Annotated in this window: 15 protein-coding genes; 11 read left to right on the forward strand and 4 right to left on the reverse strand. The window is 48.5% G+C overall.

The features are described from left to right. The first annotated feature begins 10 nt into the window (after window positions 1-10). The 10 genes from AC3Y23_RS14525 (at window position 11) to AC3Y23_RS14570 (ending at window position 11,488) form a co-directional block, all read left to right on the forward strand. On the forward strand, window positions 11-1,144 hold the full coding sequence (locus AC3Y23_RS14525) for an efflux RND transporter periplasmic adaptor subunit (protein ID WP_379200038.1): 1,134 nt from the start codon (window positions 11-13) through the stop codon (window positions 1,142-1,144). Window positions 1,145-1,171: 27 nt separating this feature from the next. Further along, the gene (locus AC3Y23_RS14530) at window positions 1,172-3,673 is read left to right on the forward strand and encodes a hypothetical protein (RefSeq protein ID WP_379200040.1); all 2,502 of its coding nucleotides are present in this window, start codon (window positions 1,172-1,174) and stop codon (window positions 3,671-3,673) included. A 288-nt stretch (window positions 3,674-3,961) separates the two neighbouring features. Continuing rightward, a complete protein-coding gene (locus AC3Y23_RS14535) occupies window positions 3,962-5,074 on the forward strand; it encodes an amidohydrolase/deacetylase family metallohydrolase (protein ID WP_379200042.1) in 1,113 nt (370 codons plus the stop codon). Beyond that, on the forward strand, window positions 5,040-6,143 hold the full coding sequence (locus AC3Y23_RS14540) for a DgaE family pyridoxal phosphate-dependent ammonia lyase (RefSeq protein ID WP_379200044.1): 1,104 nt from the start codon (window positions 5,040-5,042) through the stop codon (window positions 6,141-6,143). The genes AC3Y23_RS14535 and AC3Y23_RS14540 overlap by 35 nt, the downstream gene beginning before the upstream one ends. A gap of 1 nt (window position 6,144) precedes the next feature. Further along, window positions 6,145-6,900, forward strand: a complete 756-nt coding sequence (gene dagF, locus AC3Y23_RS14545) for a 2-dehydro-3-deoxy-phosphogluconate aldolase (RefSeq protein WP_379200046.1) — start codon at window positions 6,145-6,147, stop codon at window positions 6,898-6,900. After that, window positions 6,893-7,909: a sugar kinase gene (locus AC3Y23_RS14550; RefSeq protein WP_379200048.1), complete on the forward strand. Its 1,017-nt coding sequence runs from the start codon at window positions 6,893-6,895 to the stop codon at window positions 7,907-7,909. Before dagF ends, AC3Y23_RS14550 begins: the two co-directional genes overlap by 8 nt. A gap of 11 nt (window positions 7,910-7,920) precedes the next feature. After that, the gene (locus AC3Y23_RS14555) at window positions 7,921-8,634 is read left to right on the forward strand and encodes a GntR family transcriptional regulator (protein WP_379200050.1); all 714 of its coding nucleotides are present in this window, start codon (window positions 7,921-7,923) and stop codon (window positions 8,632-8,634) included. Between the two features lie 303 nt (window positions 8,635-8,937). Next, window positions 8,938-9,699: a methionine ABC transporter ATP-binding protein gene (locus AC3Y23_RS14560; RefSeq protein ID WP_379200052.1), complete on the forward strand. Its 762-nt coding sequence runs from the start codon at window positions 8,938-8,940 to the stop codon at window positions 9,697-9,699. Continuing rightward, the gene (locus tag AC3Y23_RS14565; RefSeq protein ID WP_379200054.1) at window positions 9,692-10,354 is read left to right on the forward strand and encodes a methionine ABC transporter permease; all 663 of its coding nucleotides are present in this window, start codon (window positions 9,692-9,694) and stop codon (window positions 10,352-10,354) included. Before AC3Y23_RS14560 ends, AC3Y23_RS14565 begins: the two co-directional genes overlap by 8 nt. 291 nt (window positions 10,355-10,645) lie before the next feature. Next, window positions 10,646-11,488 (forward strand): MetQ/NlpA family ABC transporter substrate-binding protein, encoded by an 843-nt coding sequence (locus AC3Y23_RS14570; protein ID WP_379200056.1) that lies wholly within the window; start codon window positions 10,646-10,648, stop codon window positions 11,486-11,488. 125 nt (window positions 11,489-11,613) lie between these two features. On the opposite strand, the gene AC3Y23_RS14575 is transcribed toward AC3Y23_RS14570, so the two are convergent. The 4 genes from AC3Y23_RS14575 to AC3Y23_RS14590 form a co-directional block, all read right to left on the reverse strand. Continuing rightward, on the reverse strand, window positions 11,614-14,148 hold the full coding sequence (locus tag AC3Y23_RS14575; RefSeq protein ID WP_379200058.1) for an ABC transporter permease: 2,535 nt from the start codon (window positions 14,146-14,148) through the stop codon (window positions 11,614-11,616). Then, window positions 14,145-14,843, reverse strand: coding sequence for an ABC transporter ATP-binding protein (locus AC3Y23_RS14580; protein ID WP_379200060.1), 699 nt, complete (start codon window positions 14,841-14,843; stop codon window positions 14,145-14,147). Before AC3Y23_RS14580 ends, AC3Y23_RS14575 begins: the two co-directional genes overlap by 4 nt. A gap of 99 nt (window positions 14,844-14,942) precedes the next feature. Continuing rightward, window positions 14,943-15,959 carry a sensor histidine kinase gene (locus tag AC3Y23_RS14585; protein ID WP_379200062.1) on the reverse strand — a complete coding sequence of 339 codons (1,017 nt, stop codon included), beginning with the start codon at window positions 15,957-15,959 and terminating at the stop codon, window positions 14,943-14,945. A gap of 11 nt (window positions 15,960-15,970) precedes the next feature. Beyond that, window positions 15,971-16,657, reverse strand: coding sequence for a response regulator transcription factor (locus AC3Y23_RS14590; protein WP_379200064.1), 687 nt, complete (start codon window positions 16,655-16,657; stop codon window positions 15,971-15,973). A gap of 288 nt (window positions 16,658-16,945) precedes the next feature. Between AC3Y23_RS14590 and AC3Y23_RS14595 the strand changes: the two genes are divergently transcribed. Next, window positions 16,946-17,248, forward strand: coding sequence for a hypothetical protein (locus tag AC3Y23_RS14595; RefSeq protein WP_175369873.1), 303 nt, complete (start codon window positions 16,946-16,948; stop codon window positions 17,246-17,248). The last annotated feature ends 38 nt before the right edge of the window (window positions 17,249-17,286 follow it).

Consider the following 17,286-nt stretch of genomic DNA (forward strand, 5'->3'; position numbering starts at 1 on the left):
GGAGCAGCAGATGTTACTGCAGGGAAAACAACGCTGGGCAAGTATAGGGTTAATCCTATTCTTTGTGCTGCTGGCCGGTCTAACATTATTCAGTAATACCCTAGAGACGGCAATGCTGCCGAAAGTGACCACCGAGAAACCTTCAAGTAAGCGTCTGGTGCATCATATTAAAGGCAGCGGCATCCTCACCCCGAAGAAAGTGAAGACATTGAACAGTGATAACGGCTGGCTGATCAGCGAAGTGCATGTGAAGGAGAAGGAGCGCGTAAAAAAAGGACAGCTGCTAGTGACTTTCGACAGCACCAAGTCGCAAGAAGAGCTGATAGATGCGGAATACCAACTTAAGAAACATGACTTGAACCGGGAAAAGCTGAAGGAGCAGTATATTGCCGCTGGCAATGCCGAAGACGAAGAAGGGATGATCAGTGCCAAACGGGAGCTGGATATCAACACATTGGATCGGAACAGCCTCCAGCGCAATATAGAACGGCTAAAACGCGAGCTAGGCAAAAGCCGTGCAGTCCACGCTCCGTTTGATGGAAGAATTATTGAACTGCCAGCAGAGCGAGGAATGATGATTGGGCAGGGGCAAAAGCTCATGACAATGGTCCAACTGAGTGAAGGGTATGAATTTTCTTTCACATTAGATAAGGATGCGGCAGCAATGCTGCAGCAGGATGAGAAGATTCCTGTTCAATTGAAAGGAAAAGAAAGTGAGAAATTCACTGGCACGCTATCTAAAATCACGATTGCCTCTTCAGTCCCAGGCCCAAATGACAAAGGAGAGGGCGAGCAAAATGCGCCTGAGAGCACGAATAAGCGGAAAATCATTATGACGCTGCCGGCGGAAGGAACCGAGGGAGATGAAGAGGCTTCGATAGCCATAAAGAAGGAGCCCGCTGCGCAAGGCCTGGTAATTCGGAATGAGCTGATCAAGCGTGATGGAGAGAGTAACTATGTGTGGGTGGTCCGTGAGAATAGAGGCACCCTTGGAACAACTTACACTGTTCAAAAGGCGTATGTTGTTAAAGGTGACACCGTGGAAAAAGAAACGATTATTCTGGGCGGGCTTTTGAAGGATGACGAACTGATTGTGGAATCAAGTGAACCCTTACAGGAGGGGAATCGAATTAGAATCAAATAAGTAATACTGGAAGCGGGAGGGAGTGTAATGAACAAACTTAGAACGACTGGTGCGGCCATACTGCTCTGTACAATTCTTTTTATCCAGGCAGCGGGCTATGGGGGTCACGCGATTACTGCAAGTGCTGCTCCAACTGCACCTCAAGGTTTTACACTGGATCAGCTCGGGACGATACTCCTGAAGAATGGGGTTAGCGTCAAATTGACCGATGTCAATCTGATGGAGCAGGACAACGGTAATATATTGACCTACTCGTTCAGCTATACGAATGGTACTAATAGCAGTGTTCTTTTAAAAGACTATTTCAATAAAGTGACTACACCGGGAGGTACCGTTGTCCAGGGAAATACGGTGACTAGCAGTACATATGCCAAAGCTATTCCTGCTAAATCTACTCAGAGTGTCACTTACTATGTGAATATCGGCAAGGCTAACAAGATTAACGGGATGAAAATTTCCTTGTACACCTGGGACTTCAACAGTGCGGATTTCCGTAGACAACTGGGCACCTTTACTGTTCCTGCTACTTATTCCATCATCGTTCCTCAAGATCAGAGCCAGAATCTTATACTGAACAATCAGCCGGTTAGCACTAAGGCAGAAAGCTTGCAGATCTACAAGTACAATGGAAAAGTATATGCAAAAGTAGGCATCAGCTTCTCCAATCTCGGCACGAAGACCCTTGAAGACTTGAATTTAAAAGGATACCTTGCCTCGGCGGGAGGCTCGATCTTCAAGCTATCCTTGGATGATACGGCAGGAGCGAATCATAAAGTGCAGCCCAAGGAGAAGAAAACGATCTTTTTCCTGACGGAAATTCCTTCCTATATTAAAACAGATAGAATGCGCCTACAGTTCTCCCAGGAGGACAGTACACTTAAGATCGAGCTGCCGGTAGCCACCTATAATCTTCCGACAGCTATTACTCCAAATCTCGTGGTTCCTAGTACCGTGGTTAAGAAGATTCTGATCAGCAATAACACCGTAGAAACCGAGCTGAAAAGTGCCAAGGTAGCTGCAAGCGGCGCTTCAGCCAAGTGGGAGCTAAAATTCCGGTTGAAAAATAGCGGCAACAAATCCGTTACGCTACCTGCGTATAAGCTTGAAGTGAAAGCGTCAGAAGGCTTCAGCTTCCCGGTAGACTCCAAGGCGTTCGCGAGTCTGACCCTAAAGCCGCTGGAAGAGAAGACCATCGACCTCTCAGCCGAGGTTCCTTTATCGGTAAATCAGGGTAAACTGCAGCTGCAACTGGTAGAGCCTGCTGCGGAGGGGAAGATTATTTTCCCGACGGCCTATTATCAGATCCCTTATTCGCTGCAAAGTAACCAGTGGCAGGATTCAGAATATATGGTTGATAACAATCAGGGCAAGTTTGGTGTGAAGTTGGTAAATGTTCAACGGCTGCCATGGCTTGATAAAGACCAAATGGTGGTCAAAATCAACATTCGCAATCTTCAATCCACTTCTGTGCAGCTGCCTACCCTTAAAGGAGTTGTGATGGCTGAGGGCAACAATGTTAGCGATACTTCGCAGGTAGTTACGGAAGACACGCAAACGATTCTGGCTCCCAATGAAACGGCTGCCGTCTACGTTCTGTTCAAGGTTCCTTATGCTTATACATTCAATCACTTAAAGATTGAGCTCCAGGAAACGGTAAGAGAGGAGAAGGAGAACTTCCTGACCTTGAACACCACCCAACTGTATAATCAGGTGAAAGAGATCGCACCCCTCAGTCCCTTCAAGCTGGAGTTAGCCGGGAAAAAAGCAGAGGTGGCTGAACTCCATACCACTGTCTATCCCGGCACTGGCTCCAATATCATGTACACAGAGCTGGTCATGACAAATGAGGAGAAGCGCAAAGCCGATCAGGCGCAGCTTGTGGTGTACTATAAGACGCAGGACAGTTACTACTATGAGGCCAAGGTCAGCCAGTCGGAAACCCCTCCAGGTCCTAATGGGAAAAGCTTGGTGACCGTCTGGAGCAAGATTCCCGCGAATGTGGACCCCGCAAAGCTGGTACTGTATCTGGGCGCAGGGGTCGCTGATGGCAAGCTAACTTCTCCCGGTGGCAAACCTGCCGGTTATATCAACACGGTGTCGCTGGGGCTGAACATGGTTACTGCGGAGCCGCAAAACAATCTGCTGGGTATAAATATGTCTCCATATACGCTATCCATTACGGATGCAAATGCCACAGTTACTGTAGGTAGTGATACGCTGAATGCAGTGTTGAATTATAATCTTGAGGTCAGCAATCTCTATGAAGCCGGGCCATATGAGCATAAGCTTGTGCTGGAACTCGTTGATCCGCTGGGACAGTCCATGTCTCAGACGCTAAATTTCGGTACAGAGCTTCAGGTAGGGAGCTTTAAGCGATATACACTGTCGTTAATAAGTGATGGATATAAGACGCTGGGCGGAGGAGCAATTCGGTTGAATGTATACGATGAATTCCAAGGGCAGCGGAAGCAACTTGCAACACAAACATTTAAGCTCACTTCGCTAAGCAAGAAAAATGATCAGCAGTAATGGGAGAGGGATGTGTAAAAAGTAGTAGGGAAGAAGCCGTGAGGGCAGCCTCACGGCTTCTTGCGTGCTAGCAAACGAAAGTAAGAGAAGAGGTGGCTGAATGTATGAGCAAGTGAATAGTGGTTCCGCTCAGCTGAAGATTTAGTAAATCCGCGAAACCACCACGCTTCCCGCAAAGCACTTGTCAGATATCGGTAACTTGAATATGATAGGAGTAAGAAAATCGTTGATCCGTAGTACCTTTCTATCATTAAACATTATAACGTTATAATGAATGAGGTGGAAGAATTGAATGAAAGGCTCGTACTGCGTAATTTAAAAAGCATCAGCGGGCAGGCCTTGGATATCGTCGTGGAGAATGGGCGAATTGCGGACATTACGGAACCTGGGGCAGGCCGAGGCTTGCGAGAGTGGGACGGGGGAGGTGCTTTTGTAAGCTCCGGCTGGATTGACATGCATGTGCATGCCTGTTCTGAACTTCACCCCTATGGTGACGAAATAGACGAGATTGGGGTCAAGCAGGGCGTTACAACTATTGTCGATGCGGGGAGCTGCGGAAGCGACCGAATCGCCGAGCTTGCCGACAGCGCAAGGAATGCGAAGACACGTGTGTTTGCTTTTCTGAACATTTCCCGAATCGGATTGCAGCGAGTGGATGAATTGTCCCGGCCAGAATGGATCGACAATGTCAGTGTTCAGGAATCCATGCTGAAGAATCGTTCATTCATCGTTGGACTAAAGGCGAGAATCAGCAGGAGCGTGGTAGGAGAGATGGGCATTGAACCGCTGCGCAGAGCCCGAGAGTTGTCTGACGAGACAGGGCTGCCACTCATGGTGCATATCGGCTCAGGTCCCCCGGAGATCGAAGAAGTAGTGCCGCTGCTTAAACGTGGAGATATTATCACTCATTATCTGAATGGCAAGAGCAATAATCTCTTCGACGAAGAGGGGCAACCCCTGAAAGTGTTGCAAGAGGCGATAGCGCGAGGCGTTCATCTGGATGTGGGTCACGGTACGGCAAGCTTTTCCTTCAAAATCGCTGAAGCGGCGAAGCGTCACGGGATTCCGCCGGATACCATCAGCACCGATATTTATCGCGGCAATCGGTTGAACGGGCCAGTCTACATCTTGGCAAATGTGTTATCCAAATTTCTCTACTTGGGTTATTCGCTAGAAGATACACTTGCGGCGGTCACTACACGAGCAGCGGAATGGCTCGGCAAGCCGGAGCTGGGCCGGATAGGGATCGGAGAGCCTGCCAACCTTACATTGTTCACCGTAGAGAAAGGGCCAGCCGTATTGGTGGATTCCGAAGGAGAGCAAAGAATAGCAGATCAACTAATCCAGGTTAAAGGAGCTGTTGCACATGGAGAATTCTTTGAATGCGAAGTACGGGCTTAAGCGGGTTATTAATGCCAGCGGACGCATGAGCATATTAGGCGTATCTGCACCCAGCGATACCGTTATGGAGGCTATGAAAAAAGGTGGGCAGAGCTATGTGGAAATTGCCGATCTAGTCGATAAGGGTGGCGATTATATTGCACGAATTCTTGGCTCCGAAGCCGCAGTGATTGTGAACTCAGCTTCTAGCGGAATCGCACTGTCGGTAGCCGCCTTGGTGACGCAAGGCAACCGCCGCATCAGTGAGCGCCTGCATCAGGATAAGATTCAGCGAAATGAGATCATCATTCTCAAAGGTCACAATGTGCAATATGGTGCACCTGTGGAAACGATGGTATACCTGGGCGGAGGGAAACTAGTCGAGGTTGGGTATGCCAACGAAGGCCGAGGCCAGCATATTGAGGATGCTATCAGCGATAACACCGCAGCTATTCTCTATGTGAAATCACATCATGCGGTCCAAAAAAATATGATCTCTGTCGATGAAGCTTGGGAAATCGCCCAGCGGCGGGGTATTCCTCTAATCGTCGATGCAGCAGCTGAGGAAGATCTCCACAAGTACGTGAAATGCTCTGACTTAGCTATCTATAGCGGTTCTAAAGCGATTGAAGGTCCGACCTCCGGCATCGTTGCCGGGCGGCGTACATATGTTGAATGGCTGAAGGTACAGCTGCATGGTATAGGGCGGAGCATGAAGGTGGGCAAGGAGACGGCCTTTGGACTGCTCCAAGCGCTGGACGAATACATCCTTAAGGAAGACCGCAGCGAACAGGAAAAAGAGATGCTGCAAACCCTGCTTACGCTGAACGAGGTACCTGGCGTGAAGGTAACGATTGTGCAGGACGAGGCAGGACGGGCAATCTATCGGGGACGCGTGCATCTGGATCAGGCACAGACTGGAATTAGCGCAGTAACTGCGGTGGAAAAGTTGAAAGAGGGCGATATTGCCATATATACACGGGACTACGGGGCAAGGCAAGGCTATTTTGACATTGATCCGCGTCCGCTGCTGGGTGATGACATCCAGGTTATCCAAGCCGAAATTTATAAACTGGCAGGAGGAAAATAACATGTCTAATATTGCAAAACGCTTCTATAACCATAGGGTGGCTTTAAATGTACTAGCGAAGGATATTGAGAATGCCAAAGCTCTTTATGAAGCGGCAGAAGGATATGTTCTGGTAGGCGTCCTTTCCAAAAACTATAAAACAGTAGAGGAAGCCGTGAATGCGATGCGCGAATACGGTAAGGAGATTGATGACGCCGTGTCGATTGGGCTTGGTGCCGGAGATAACCGCCAGGCGGCTGTGGTTGCCGAGATTGCTAAGCATTACGGGGGAAGTCATATCAATCAGGTATTCCCCGCCGTGGGAGCTACCCGGGCCAATCTTGGGGGTACAGAGGGCTGGATCAACAGTCTGGTGTCACCCACAGGCCGACCGGGCTACGTCAATATCTCAACAGGTCCTTGGAGTGCGGCAGGAGAGGAACACGCCATCGTACCGGTGAAAGCAGCGATTGCGTTAATCCGGGATATGGGCGGGAATGCGATCAAATATTTTCCGATGCAAGGCCTGAAGCTTGTAGAGGAGTATCGTGCTGTAGCCAAGGCCTGTGCCGAGGAGAACTTTGCCCTCGAGCCAACAGGCGGCATTGACATGGAGAATTTCGAAGCCATTCTACGAATCGCTCTGGAAGCCGGAGTGCAGCAGGTGATCCCCCATGTGTACTCTTCGATTATTGACAAGGCATCTGGCAAGACGAATATAGACGACGTGCAGACCTTGCTGCAAATGATGAAAAAGCTGGCTAACGCCTATGCCTAAAAAGATTGCCGCCTTCGGCGAGGTCATGATGCGCCTGCAGGTGCCAGGCCATGATTTGCTGTCCCAGAGCAATATGCTGCGCTACTCTTTTTCCGGAACTGGTGTGAATGTGTTGTCAGCGCTGGCCAACTTCGGGCATACGGGCTGCCTGATCTCGCGCTTACCACACAACCCGGTCGGAGACGCTGCGGCCGCCGAATTGCGGGGACTGGGAATCACCACAGAATTCCTCCAGCGGGGTGGAGATTATATGGGCATGTATTTTCTCGAAAATGGATTTGGAGTTCGTCCCGGCCGGGTAACCTATACCAATCGTTTGGAGAGCAGCTTTAATAGAGCACCCGAAGGCACATATGATTATGGCGGGATTGCCCAATCTATCGCTGCCATTCATTTCTGTGGGATTACGCTGGCTATGAACGATGCTGTTCGAAATCATATGAAGGCACTAGCCTTGGCTGTGAAAGCGCAGGGAGGACTGGTGATTTTCGATTGCAACTACCGCGCGTCGCTCTGGGGAGCGGAAAGCCATACCCGGGCTAAGCCATATTATGAGGATATGCTGAAACTAGCAGACATCGTTATAATGACCGAGAAAGACGCCTTGTTGACGCTAGGGATGAGCACGGCCAAGGAGTGTCGTAAGGCGCAGCTTGAAGAACTCATTCCGGATGTAGCCAGCCAATACGGCATTCAGGTCATTGCTGGAACCCACCGGGAAATCCACGGGGACAATACCCATTCATTGCTCGGTTACATATATAAGGACCAAAGTTTGGTATTCGCTGATCCCCTAAGGTTCTCTGTATATGATAGAATCGGTGCAGGAGATGCTTACGCGAGTGGAATTATTCATGGAGAGCTGGAGGGTTGGCCCGCGATGCAAACCGTCCGGTTCGCGGCAGTGGCGGGCATGCTAGCCCATACGATCTCCGGCGATACGCCGAAGGCTTCGGAAGGAGATATTCTCCGTGCAATGACGGAAGCCGTAGGCGATGTGGAAAGGTAGTGGAATTTGACATGAGTTTGTCGAGGCAAGACAGACCGTTATACCTGCAAATTAAGCATATTTTAAAAGAACGAATTCTTTACGGTGTGTACCCGCTAGGGTCAATCATTCCTTCAGAGCCGAATCTGGAGAAGGAATTTGCCGTCAGTAAGATTACCGTCCGAGGGGCTGTGCAGGAGCTGGTTCAGGAAGGGTTTCTGGAAAAAGGCAGCGGGAGAGGCACCAAGGTCATTCGCAACAAGGAGATCTCCCGGCTATCCAAGTGGAAGCATTTCACGGAAATTCTCGTGGAGGCAGGGCATACCATCCGCAAGGAGTGGTTGCGTGCAGAGGTGCATCTGTGTGTAGAAGGCAGCGAGCCTTATCGGTTGTTCGGCGAGCGTTGTCTGAAGCTGGATCGTATTTTTTTCCTTAACGATGCGCCCTACATTTATTATACGCATTATCTGAGCATGACCGTAGAGGAACTGGAGTTATCCAGCTTAAGCGGACGTTCTCTCTATGATTGGCTTGAGGAGCAGGGCATTTTACCCGACAGGTTGCGAGATGAATTCGCTGTGGCTCTCGCCCCGCCGGAGGTGAAAGAGAATCTTCGTCTGCCAGGCAATAGCCATGTGCTGAAGAGAACGCGTTATTCCTTTAATGAGCAGGGAACAGCGATGGAATGGAGTATTGGTTATTACAATACAGAATTGCAGAGCTATGTAGCAGACTATGATGTGTAGATCTACAAGCTGTATAGATGTGTAAATGTACAGACGTTGTTAAAGTATGTGGTATAGCAGTAAGCAGATCGGGTTATATTACAAAAATCCTCTTCGCGATTCATTCTCGCGGTGGGGATTTTTTTCGTATTCATGGGGCCTTTCCAAAAGAGTATAAATCATTTTAAGAAAATTAATGACACAGACGATGAAATACCTTATTATTTAAGGAGATTTTGAATAAAACAGTTTTTGAATATTTATAGTACAATATTTACCTGATCGTTCGCTGCTGCCGTAAGGCATGGGAAGGAGGGGATTCACATGCTGTCACTGAGCCGTATAAGCAAGAGCTTTGAAGTAAAGGATGGCGTGTATCAGGCGGTAGACTGTGTCACGCTTGAGGTTGAAAAGGGATCTATACACGGAATTATCGGGGCAAGCGGGGCGGGAAAGTCTACATTACTGCGCTTGATCAATCTACTGGAACGTCCGGATGAAGGCACCGTTAGCTTAAATGGTCGAGAGATGACACTGCTTCCGGAGAAGCTGCTGCGACAAGAACGGCAGAAGATCGGCATGATTTTTCAACAGTTCAATCTTGTATCGAACGTGACAGTTAGCCGCAATGTCTCCATCCCTTTGGAACTGGCTGGTGTCTCGAAGCGTGAACGCGCGGAGCGGGTGGAGGAATGCCTGCGTTTTGTAGGACTGGCTGACAAAGCCGGACAGTATCCCGCTCAGCTCAGTGGAGGGCAGCGGCAGCGGGTAGCCATTGCCCGTGCGCTGGCGAATCATCCGGGACTGCTGCTGTGCGATGAACCCACATCATCGCTTGATCCAGCAACGACGGCGGAGATTCTTGGGGTGCTGCAGCATATCAACGAGAAGCTTGGGGTCACGATCGTTATCGTTACCCATGAGATGGATGTCGTCAAAAGACTATGCAGCCATGTCTCTGTGATGGAGGCTGGACGAATGGTAGATACCTTTTCCCGGGCGGACGGTGAATTCCTTCCTGCGGCAAGCAGCTCCGGTTCCTACCGGGAGCAGATTCTTGGCAAAGTGAGGGAAGAACATGCTTGAGAATGCCTTCAAATACCAGGAACAAATGTGGCAGTCTATCGGGGAGACCTTTGTTATGGTCGGCATTTCCGTAGGAGCGGCGGTGCTGCTGGGCCTCCCGCTGGGAACGCTGCTCTATTTTTGCCGCAAGGGTCAGCTGTATGAGAATAAGACGTTGTCTCTGGTGCTGAACACGGTCGTGAACATCGTGCGTTCCTTCCCATTCCTGTTGCTCGTGGTTGCACTGATTCCTGTGACTCGTCTGATTGTGGGAACGGCTATTGGGACGATTGCAGCTACAGTTCCGTTGTCCATTGTCGCCATTGCCTACTACTCTCGTCTGGTAGAGCAGTCATTGCTGGAGATCCCGCGGGGAACTACGGAGGCGGCATTATCGATGGGAGCTTCCAAGCTGGGGCTGATTTTTAAATTTCTGTATGTTGAGGCCCGCTCAGGGCTGGTGCTGGGATTAACCACCTCAACCATCAGCTTCATCTCTTTTTCCACGGTGATGGGGGTAGTTGGCGGGGGCGGGGTTGGTGACTTTGCGATCCGCTACGGCTATCAGCGTTATGAGACCGAGGTAATGGCTTATGCGATCGTGATCATGATCGTGCTGGTCCAGATCGTCCAGTTCAGCGGCAGTACCATAGCGCGGTTGCTGGACAAGAAGTAAGGCTTGTATCTTTATAAGCCGAACAAAAAAGTAACGAAAAGCGAGGAGGAACGAAGGGGGAAGTTTGGAACTGGAGGAGCGAAGCGCTCGCCTGAAAGCTTTCCGTAGGAAAGCTCGCGTCGGAAGCATGAGCTCACCAGATTTCAACCGCTAGAAGCGGTTATTAAATAAGAAATCTGGGGACAACAGCGACCGGAAGTCCAAACATTCCACCGTAGTGACGATAGAGCTTTAAGTTCGGATCTTAAGTTCGTCTTATATACAAATATCAATCTGGGGGTAATCAAACTAATGAAAAAGTCTATAATTGCACTGTTCGCAGTAATGGTATTGATCGTGGCAGGTTGTGGGAACAAAAATACATCCGTGAATGAAGCAGCACCATCGGCAACAGCAGAAGCAAGCGCTGAGCCTGTAAAAATAAAAGTGGCTTCGCTGATTCCACCGATGACGGATATTCTGGATATCGTTAAACCGCTGCTCAAAGAAGAAGGCGTAGATATGGAAGTCGTGGTGCTGTCGGATAACGTACAGCCGAACGAAGCCCTGGCGAATAAGGAAGTGGATGCGAACTTCTTCCAGCACGTTCCTTACATGAAGCAATTCAATGAAAGCAAGGGGGCACATCTGGTACCTGTTCAACCGGTGTATAACGCGATCTATGGCGGTTATTCCAAACGGTATAAGAACATCGCTGATCTGCCGGAAGGTGCTACACTCGTCATGGCGAATGACCCGTCAAACATCGGCCGCTCTCTGGTAATGTTCGAAGCTGCCGGACTGATCAAGCTGAAAGAAGGCGTAGGCATTCAAGCTACACAGGCTGATATCACTGAGAATCCGAAGAACTTCAAGTTCAAGGAAGTAGATCTGCTAATGCTGTCCCGTATGCTGGATGATGCCGATCTGGTAGCGATGACTCCGGCCTATGCCAAACCACTGGGATTGACACCTACCAAGGATGCGCTGATTACAGAGAGCGAGGATTCCGAATTCGCGATTACCCTGGTAGCACGTGAGGACAACAAGGACTCCGAAGCCATCCAGAAGCTGGCCAAGGCGATTAGCGGCCCTGAAGTGAAGAAATTCCTTGAGGACAATTATGCGGATATCGCATTGCCTGCTTTTAAATAAGAGGCTTAAAAGATAAGTTTGTTAATTTATTTTGTTCATCTCATATGAAAAAGGGCAAGCCCGATGTGAACCGGGCTTGCCCTTTTTGCGTTGAACAGGGTACAGGACGCTATTGCGTCAATGTCTTACCCAGCTTCGCGCAGCCGCTCCACAATCGTAGCATGGGATAATGTTTTATATGCGCTCAGGGTTACTGTGTAAGCGATAATTAGCAGCACCGGCACGGTGAGGATAAAGGGCAGCCAGCTCATTCTAAAGACAGTAAAGGCCATAGCATTTGTAATGCTTTTAGCAATGGTATGGGTTAGCAGTACACCTAATGTTGAGGTTATAAGTACAGTGAACAGCACGTTGTACAGCCCTTCATAAATCAAAACGCGCTTAAGCTGCTTTTTAGTCATACCTATACTCTCCAGAACAGCAAACTCGTTTTTGCGCGAGAGGACGCCTGTAAGCACAGCATTAATATAATTCAACACACCGATCAGGGCGATGACAAAGCTAAGACCGTACCCTATCGTTTGAAAAACATTAATGAATCCGCCAAGTTCGGCTTTGTAATCCTCTCTTGATTTTAAGCTCAGCTCGTCTGTAGATTGGACGATCGCTTTGGTCGCTTGTTTCACGGTGTCCAGCTTGGCTGGATCGACATGAAGTGTGGCGGAGACAATCACAGCCGGATCGCTCTCCATGGCTGGGTTCTCCTGCAACTCTGAAGAAGGTAGGAAGGCGTTGAAGCCATATGCGGAATAACGTTTTGTCGTGGCGGCATAAATACCGTCCTGCTTCAACAAGGCCATCACTTCGTAGCTTTTACCGAGAGTCGGAAAGGATAGGATATCTCCTGGATGATAATAGGTATCCAGCTCGGAATCATCTCCAAGCGAGGCGGTTGAAATTAGTATATATTTGCCGGAATCGAACTTTAGCTGATCAAATGTTCCGTCCATAATATCTTTATCTACCAGCGTATACCAACCCGGATCAACTCCATACAAGTCGACAGGTATATTCCCATTCTTCATCGTCCAGGAGATAGGGGAATCAGCAGTAGCGCCAACGGCTAACGGTTCCAGCACAGCACGGGAGGCAGCATCAAAAGGTAGATGCTCATACCTGTAGTAAACTTTATCTAAGGATTCAACCCCGTCTATGCTGCCAAGCTGATCAGAGAATGCTTCCGTTAGCCTGTAAGGATCACCATTACGTCCGCCTGTGATGCTGGTCAGCACTTCATTCTGAACAAGCAAATCTCCAGATATAAAGGTTGCCAGATATTTATTCACATCTAGCGAAGAGATTATCGTGAAGATCGTACTGAACAAGACGATACTGAGTGAGAGCGATGAGAGCATCAATACGAGTTTCTTTTTACTTCTGAGCAAATTAGAGAAAGCCATACGATGCAATTTCGCTCCATGCCTTGATCTTTTGATCTTGGACTTCATACTGCTGCTGACCCCGGCAAATTTCACAGCCTCAACCGGAGAAATGCGTGCGGCCATTCGGCCTGGCTTGCTTGACGCGATCCGTACCGTTAGATAGGAGAATACGGCTGCGCCTGCAAAAATCCAAGGACTGGAGGAATATACCGTACCGACAGAGTCGCTTGAAAAGCTGTTGCCCATCGGTGTAATCAGGCGGCCCACTAGATAGCCAAGCCCAAGCCCGAACGGCAGGGCGACCAGATAGAGCCAATGGGCCTGCGTGTGAATGATTTTTCTGAGTTGCCGAGGGGTGGTGCCTATGGTCTTCAGTAGTCCGTAAAATTTCACATCTCGCACTACGGAAATATAAAAGATATTGTAGATTAGCAAATAGCCACTGAGCATGGTGATTAGAATAACTACGAGATAAGGAAGGATATTCATGAGATCGCTAAAGAGGGAGACACTGGCATACGCCGGATTTACACCATATTCTACTTTTAATCCAGTGTCAGCCAAGATCCCTTTTATTTTCTCCTCGATATGGAAGGAGTTATCCAGCATTATTTCTAGACTGGAAGTATTAACGTAAGAACCTGTTGCTTCAGAGTGGTCAGGATCAATTCCAGAAATATATTTGTCAGTAAAGGCTTTAGATACGAAAGCCAATCCGGACATCGCCAGATTCTTATCTGTTTCATAGTATCCTGAGACGGTGAAGTCCTGGCTAATGATCTTCTCACCGGTATCAATATCCAATCGCACAACTGCACCCAATTGATGTTTGGCCCCAAGCATGTCCAGTTCCCAGGTGTTCAAGACGATCTCGTTCTCGGCTGACGGCAGCCCGCCCTCTATAAAATCGACAAAGGTATGCTTGGCATAGCTTTCGTCAACATGCAAAACCTCAACACGGTTATTCTTGAAGAGAGGGTTGCTCACTTCACCCACCTTAAGAGAAATTCCATACTCCTTAATAGAAGGATGTACACGAAGCTTTTTCAGTTCAGTAGGGTTCAAATATTTAAAGCCCCCATGGAAATCACTGCCGGTGGTCTGCATCTGCGCACGTTCCATCGATTGGTTGATACTGAGGGCCATGGTGAACACGGCCGTAATCAAAAGCGTAGTCAATACGATGGCACCAATGATAGCCCAATTGCGTGCAGGGTTGGCTCGCAGACTTTTTTGGGCCAAGCGGGTGATGATCTTGCGATTATTCGTAACGATCATGCGCCGCTCACCTCTGGATTTCTGGCAGAACCGGAGGCGATCATACCATCTTCGATCCGTATAATACGATCCGCGGTCTGAGCAATCTGCTCGTTATGGGTGATCATCACGATGGTCTGGTTAAACTTTTCACTCATCTGTTTCAGTAGAATCAGCACTTCCTGGCTGGTCTTGCTATCCAGATTTCCTGTAGGCTCGTCCGCCAAAATGATTGACGGTTTGGTCGCCAAAGCTCTGGCAATCGCCACTCGCTGCTGCTGCCCGCCGGACAGTTGAGAGGGGAGCTGCTGCAGTTTCGCTTGTAAACCTAACGTACGAACGACCAAATCAAAGTAAGATTCATCTATACTTCCTCCGTCGAGTTCAATCGGCAACACAATATTCTCCCGTACATTCAAAATAGGGACCAGGTTATAGCTCTGGAATACGAAGCCTACCGATCTACGCCTGAAAATCGTCAGCTTCTCATCGTTCATGGCAAAAAGATCATGACCGTCCACATAGACTTTACCCTCCGTGGCCCGGTCCAGACCGCCCAGCATATGCAGGAGCGTGCTTTTGCCGCTGCCGCTGGTGCCTACAATGGCGAGGAACTCGCCTTTTTCTACGGTCAGAGATATACCGTCCAGCGCCTTAACTGTATTTTCACCCTTACCATAGTGCTTCTTCAGTTGCTCCATTCTTAAAATCGGCATGCTTTATTCCTCCCAAGTTAAGTAAAAGCTGTCCACTCTCTAGAGAGTAGCAAACAAATCTGACAGGACCGTGACCGCAATCTGTCGTTTTTGACACATTCACCTATGGGGGAGGAAGATGGAGAACGTTGAGCCTTGGCCTGGAGTAGAGCTTACCTTGATATAGCCACCTTGCGCGGTGATGATTTCCCTCGCTAAAAATAATCCGATCCCCACACCTTTTGCATCCCCCACATTTTTCCCACGATAGAAGCGCTTGAAGATATGTGGCAGATCCACAGGGGCGATGCCGCTGCCTGTATCTGAAATTTCGATGACTGCGAACATCTCGTTACTCTCGGCTGCAACATGGATTTTTCCTTCTGGTGCTGTGTATTTTACGGCGTTCTCCAGCAGGTTGAACATGGCTTCGTTTGTCCACTTCATATCGTGGCGGGCTGCAATCTCTGAATCACAGCTAATACTGATCGTGATCTCTTTACTTTCCGCTTGATTAAATACTTGTGCTACCGCTGGGGTGATAGCCGAAATGATGTTACTGACTTGTGGATGAAGGGAGATCATGCCCGACTCCAGCCGGGACATTTTGATCAGGGATTGGATAAGCCAATCCAACTTAGCCGACTGTGTCTTGATTTGACTGGCGAAATGCCGCGGCTCTGAATCTAGTAGGGGAGTCTCCTCAAGAAGCTGGCTGTAGACCATAATGTTGGAGAGCGGTGTTTTGGTCTGATGAGAAATGTCAGATAGCAGTTCCTTGATCATGTTCTTCTCGGCAGCCATATTCTGCTCGCTTGCCTTTGATGTCTCTATGTAACGGATTAGTTTGTGTTCTAGTGAGGATAAAGAAGTCTCTTCATATAAGGTCAGCTGGTCACGTCCATGAATGGCTCCATCCACAATGTCGTCTACCTTTTGTATATGAGCAGTGAATTGCTGCTTCTGGAACCACACCCAGGCAGCACCCAGCAGAATCATTAATGCCATGAACAGAAATGAGATATATAAGAGTTTACTATTCATCCCATAGAACGAGAGATGGATACCCGTATAAACCGATACGATGATAATGAAGAAGATGGTGAAAAGAAGATGAATCAGCCTGGTCTGCTGCATGAATTTCTTCATCATAGCTGCTGTTCTTTCGTCCACATATAACCCAGACCATAGACGGTCTTAATGTAATGCGGAGAGGAGGGATCGTCTTCAATCTTGCTCCGCAGCCGTTTAATCGCTACAGTCAGCGCGTTCTCGTCCACGAAATCTGCGTCTTCGCTCCAGATTCGATTGATCAGTTGTTCTCTCGTCAGAATGTTCCCGGGGTTAGCCACGAGCACCTTCAGCAGCTTATGCTCTGTTCTGCTCAGTATCAATGGCTGATTGTGTTTATAGTATTCCAGCTTCCCAAAATTGAAGGACAGTGGACCGATTGTTACTCGTTCTTCATTGCCTGAGTCTGTTCTTCTCAGTACAGCAAGCACTCTGGCTCGCAGAATCATCAGGCTAAACGGCTTGGTGATGTAATCGTCACCTCCGAGTTCGAATCCGGTTACAATATCAGGCTCCAAATCATTGGCGGTTAAAAAGATAATCGGCACTCTGGAGACCGTGCGAATACTCTCGCAAAAGTCCAGCCCGCTTCCGTCGGGCAGATTAATATCCAGAATAAGCAGATCAATTTGCTGGGATGCCATGATGGATTTTGCTGTCGCTATATCATAAGCCTGTTTGACGATGAATCCGCTTCGGGAGAGCGTCAGCGCAATTCCCTTGTTCAGACTGTGATCGTCCTCGACGATTAGTAAGGTTGTCATTTTTATTCTCCTTTGATTGCCTGAGATTAACCAAGTGGACATGAAGTTGATGATTAATTATAACTTTCCATAATTTTCTTGTGAAGCTGTAAAACAGGCCAAAACCCGCATTTTTGCAGAGAAATGAGGTCATTTATGGACCTGTCCAGCTCTCTGACAGCCTGCAGTCCCATACCTCCCCCGTCTAAGGTCCAGTACCAAAAACCGTCCCCGGTCTGTTTTGAAAGAACGCAGATTGCCCTAGAATAAGAGCATAAGGTTAAGGACAACGAAAGGCGGTGAGAAAAAATGCAAAGAAGACAAGGAAACGGGTTGGCGATTGTACTGATCGTAATTGGTGCCCTCATGCTGATGGGAATTGCGCTTCCTCTGATTCACGGGATGTTCAGATTGTTGTTCCCGGTGTTGCTGGTTGTTCTCGGGTACTACGGAATCAAGAGAGGTCACAAGCTTATTGGTTGGGTAGTATTGTTCGTCGGTGTCATGTCTCTGATCGCGAAGCTTTCCTGGATCATTGGACCGCTTCTGGGAATCGCTTTGGTAGTCTGGGGCATCTCGGTATTGAAGGGAAAAAGATCGGGTACCTACTAATAAATAAGTTTACTTAATGAATATAAGCAGGGAGGGAG

This window comes from Paenibacillus sp. MAHUQ-45 (genome assembly GCF_058133325.1).

Bases quoted from the DNA above. Each gene is read 5' to 3' on its own strand.
- AC3Y23_RS14525 (WP_379200038.1), top strand. From the start codon at position 11: ATGTTACTGCAGGGAAAACAACGCTGGGCAAGTATAGGGTTAATCCTA.
- AC3Y23_RS14530 (WP_379200040.1), top strand. From the start codon at position 1,172: ATGAACAAACTTAGAACGACTGGTGCGGCCATACTGCTCTGTACAATT.
- AC3Y23_RS14540 (WP_379200044.1), top strand. From the start codon at position 5,040: ATGGAGAATTCTTTGAATGCGAAGTACGGGCTTAAGCGGGTTATTAAT.
- dagF (WP_379200046.1), top strand. From the start codon at position 6,145: ATGTCTAATATTGCAAAACGCTTCTATAACCATAGGGTGGCTTTAAAT.
- AC3Y23_RS14550 (WP_379200048.1), top strand. From the start codon at position 6,893: ATGCCTAAAAAGATTGCCGCCTTCGGCGAGGTCATGATGCGCCTGCAG.
- AC3Y23_RS14555 (WP_379200050.1), top strand. From the start codon at position 7,921: ATGAGTTTGTCGAGGCAAGACAGACCGTTATACCTGCAAATTAAGCAT.
- AC3Y23_RS14560 (WP_379200052.1), top strand. From the start codon at position 8,938: ATGCTGTCACTGAGCCGTATAAGCAAGAGCTTTGAAGTAAAGGATGGC.
- AC3Y23_RS14565 (WP_379200054.1), top strand. From the start codon at position 9,692: ATGCTTGAGAATGCCTTCAAATACCAGGAACAAATGTGGCAGTCTATC.
- AC3Y23_RS14570 (WP_379200056.1), top strand. From the start codon at position 10,646: ATGAAAAAGTCTATAATTGCACTGTTCGCAGTAATGGTATTGATCGTG.
- AC3Y23_RS14575 (WP_379200058.1), bottom strand. From the start codon at position 14,148: ATGATCGTTACGAATAATCGCAAGATCATCACCCGCTTGGCCCAAAAA.
- AC3Y23_RS14580 (WP_379200060.1), bottom strand. From the start codon at position 14,843: ATGCCGATTTTAAGAATGGAGCAACTGAAGAAGCACTATGGTAAGGGT.
- AC3Y23_RS14585 (WP_379200062.1), bottom strand. From the start codon at position 15,959: ATGCAGCAGACCAGGCTGATTCATCTTCTTTTCACCATCTTCTTCATT.
- AC3Y23_RS14590 (WP_379200064.1), bottom strand. From the start codon at position 16,657: ATGACAACCTTACTAATCGTCGAGGACGATCACAGTCTGAACAAGGGA.
- AC3Y23_RS14595 (WP_175369873.1), top strand. From the start codon at position 16,946: ATGCAAAGAAGACAAGGAAACGGGTTGGCGATTGTACTGATCGTAATT.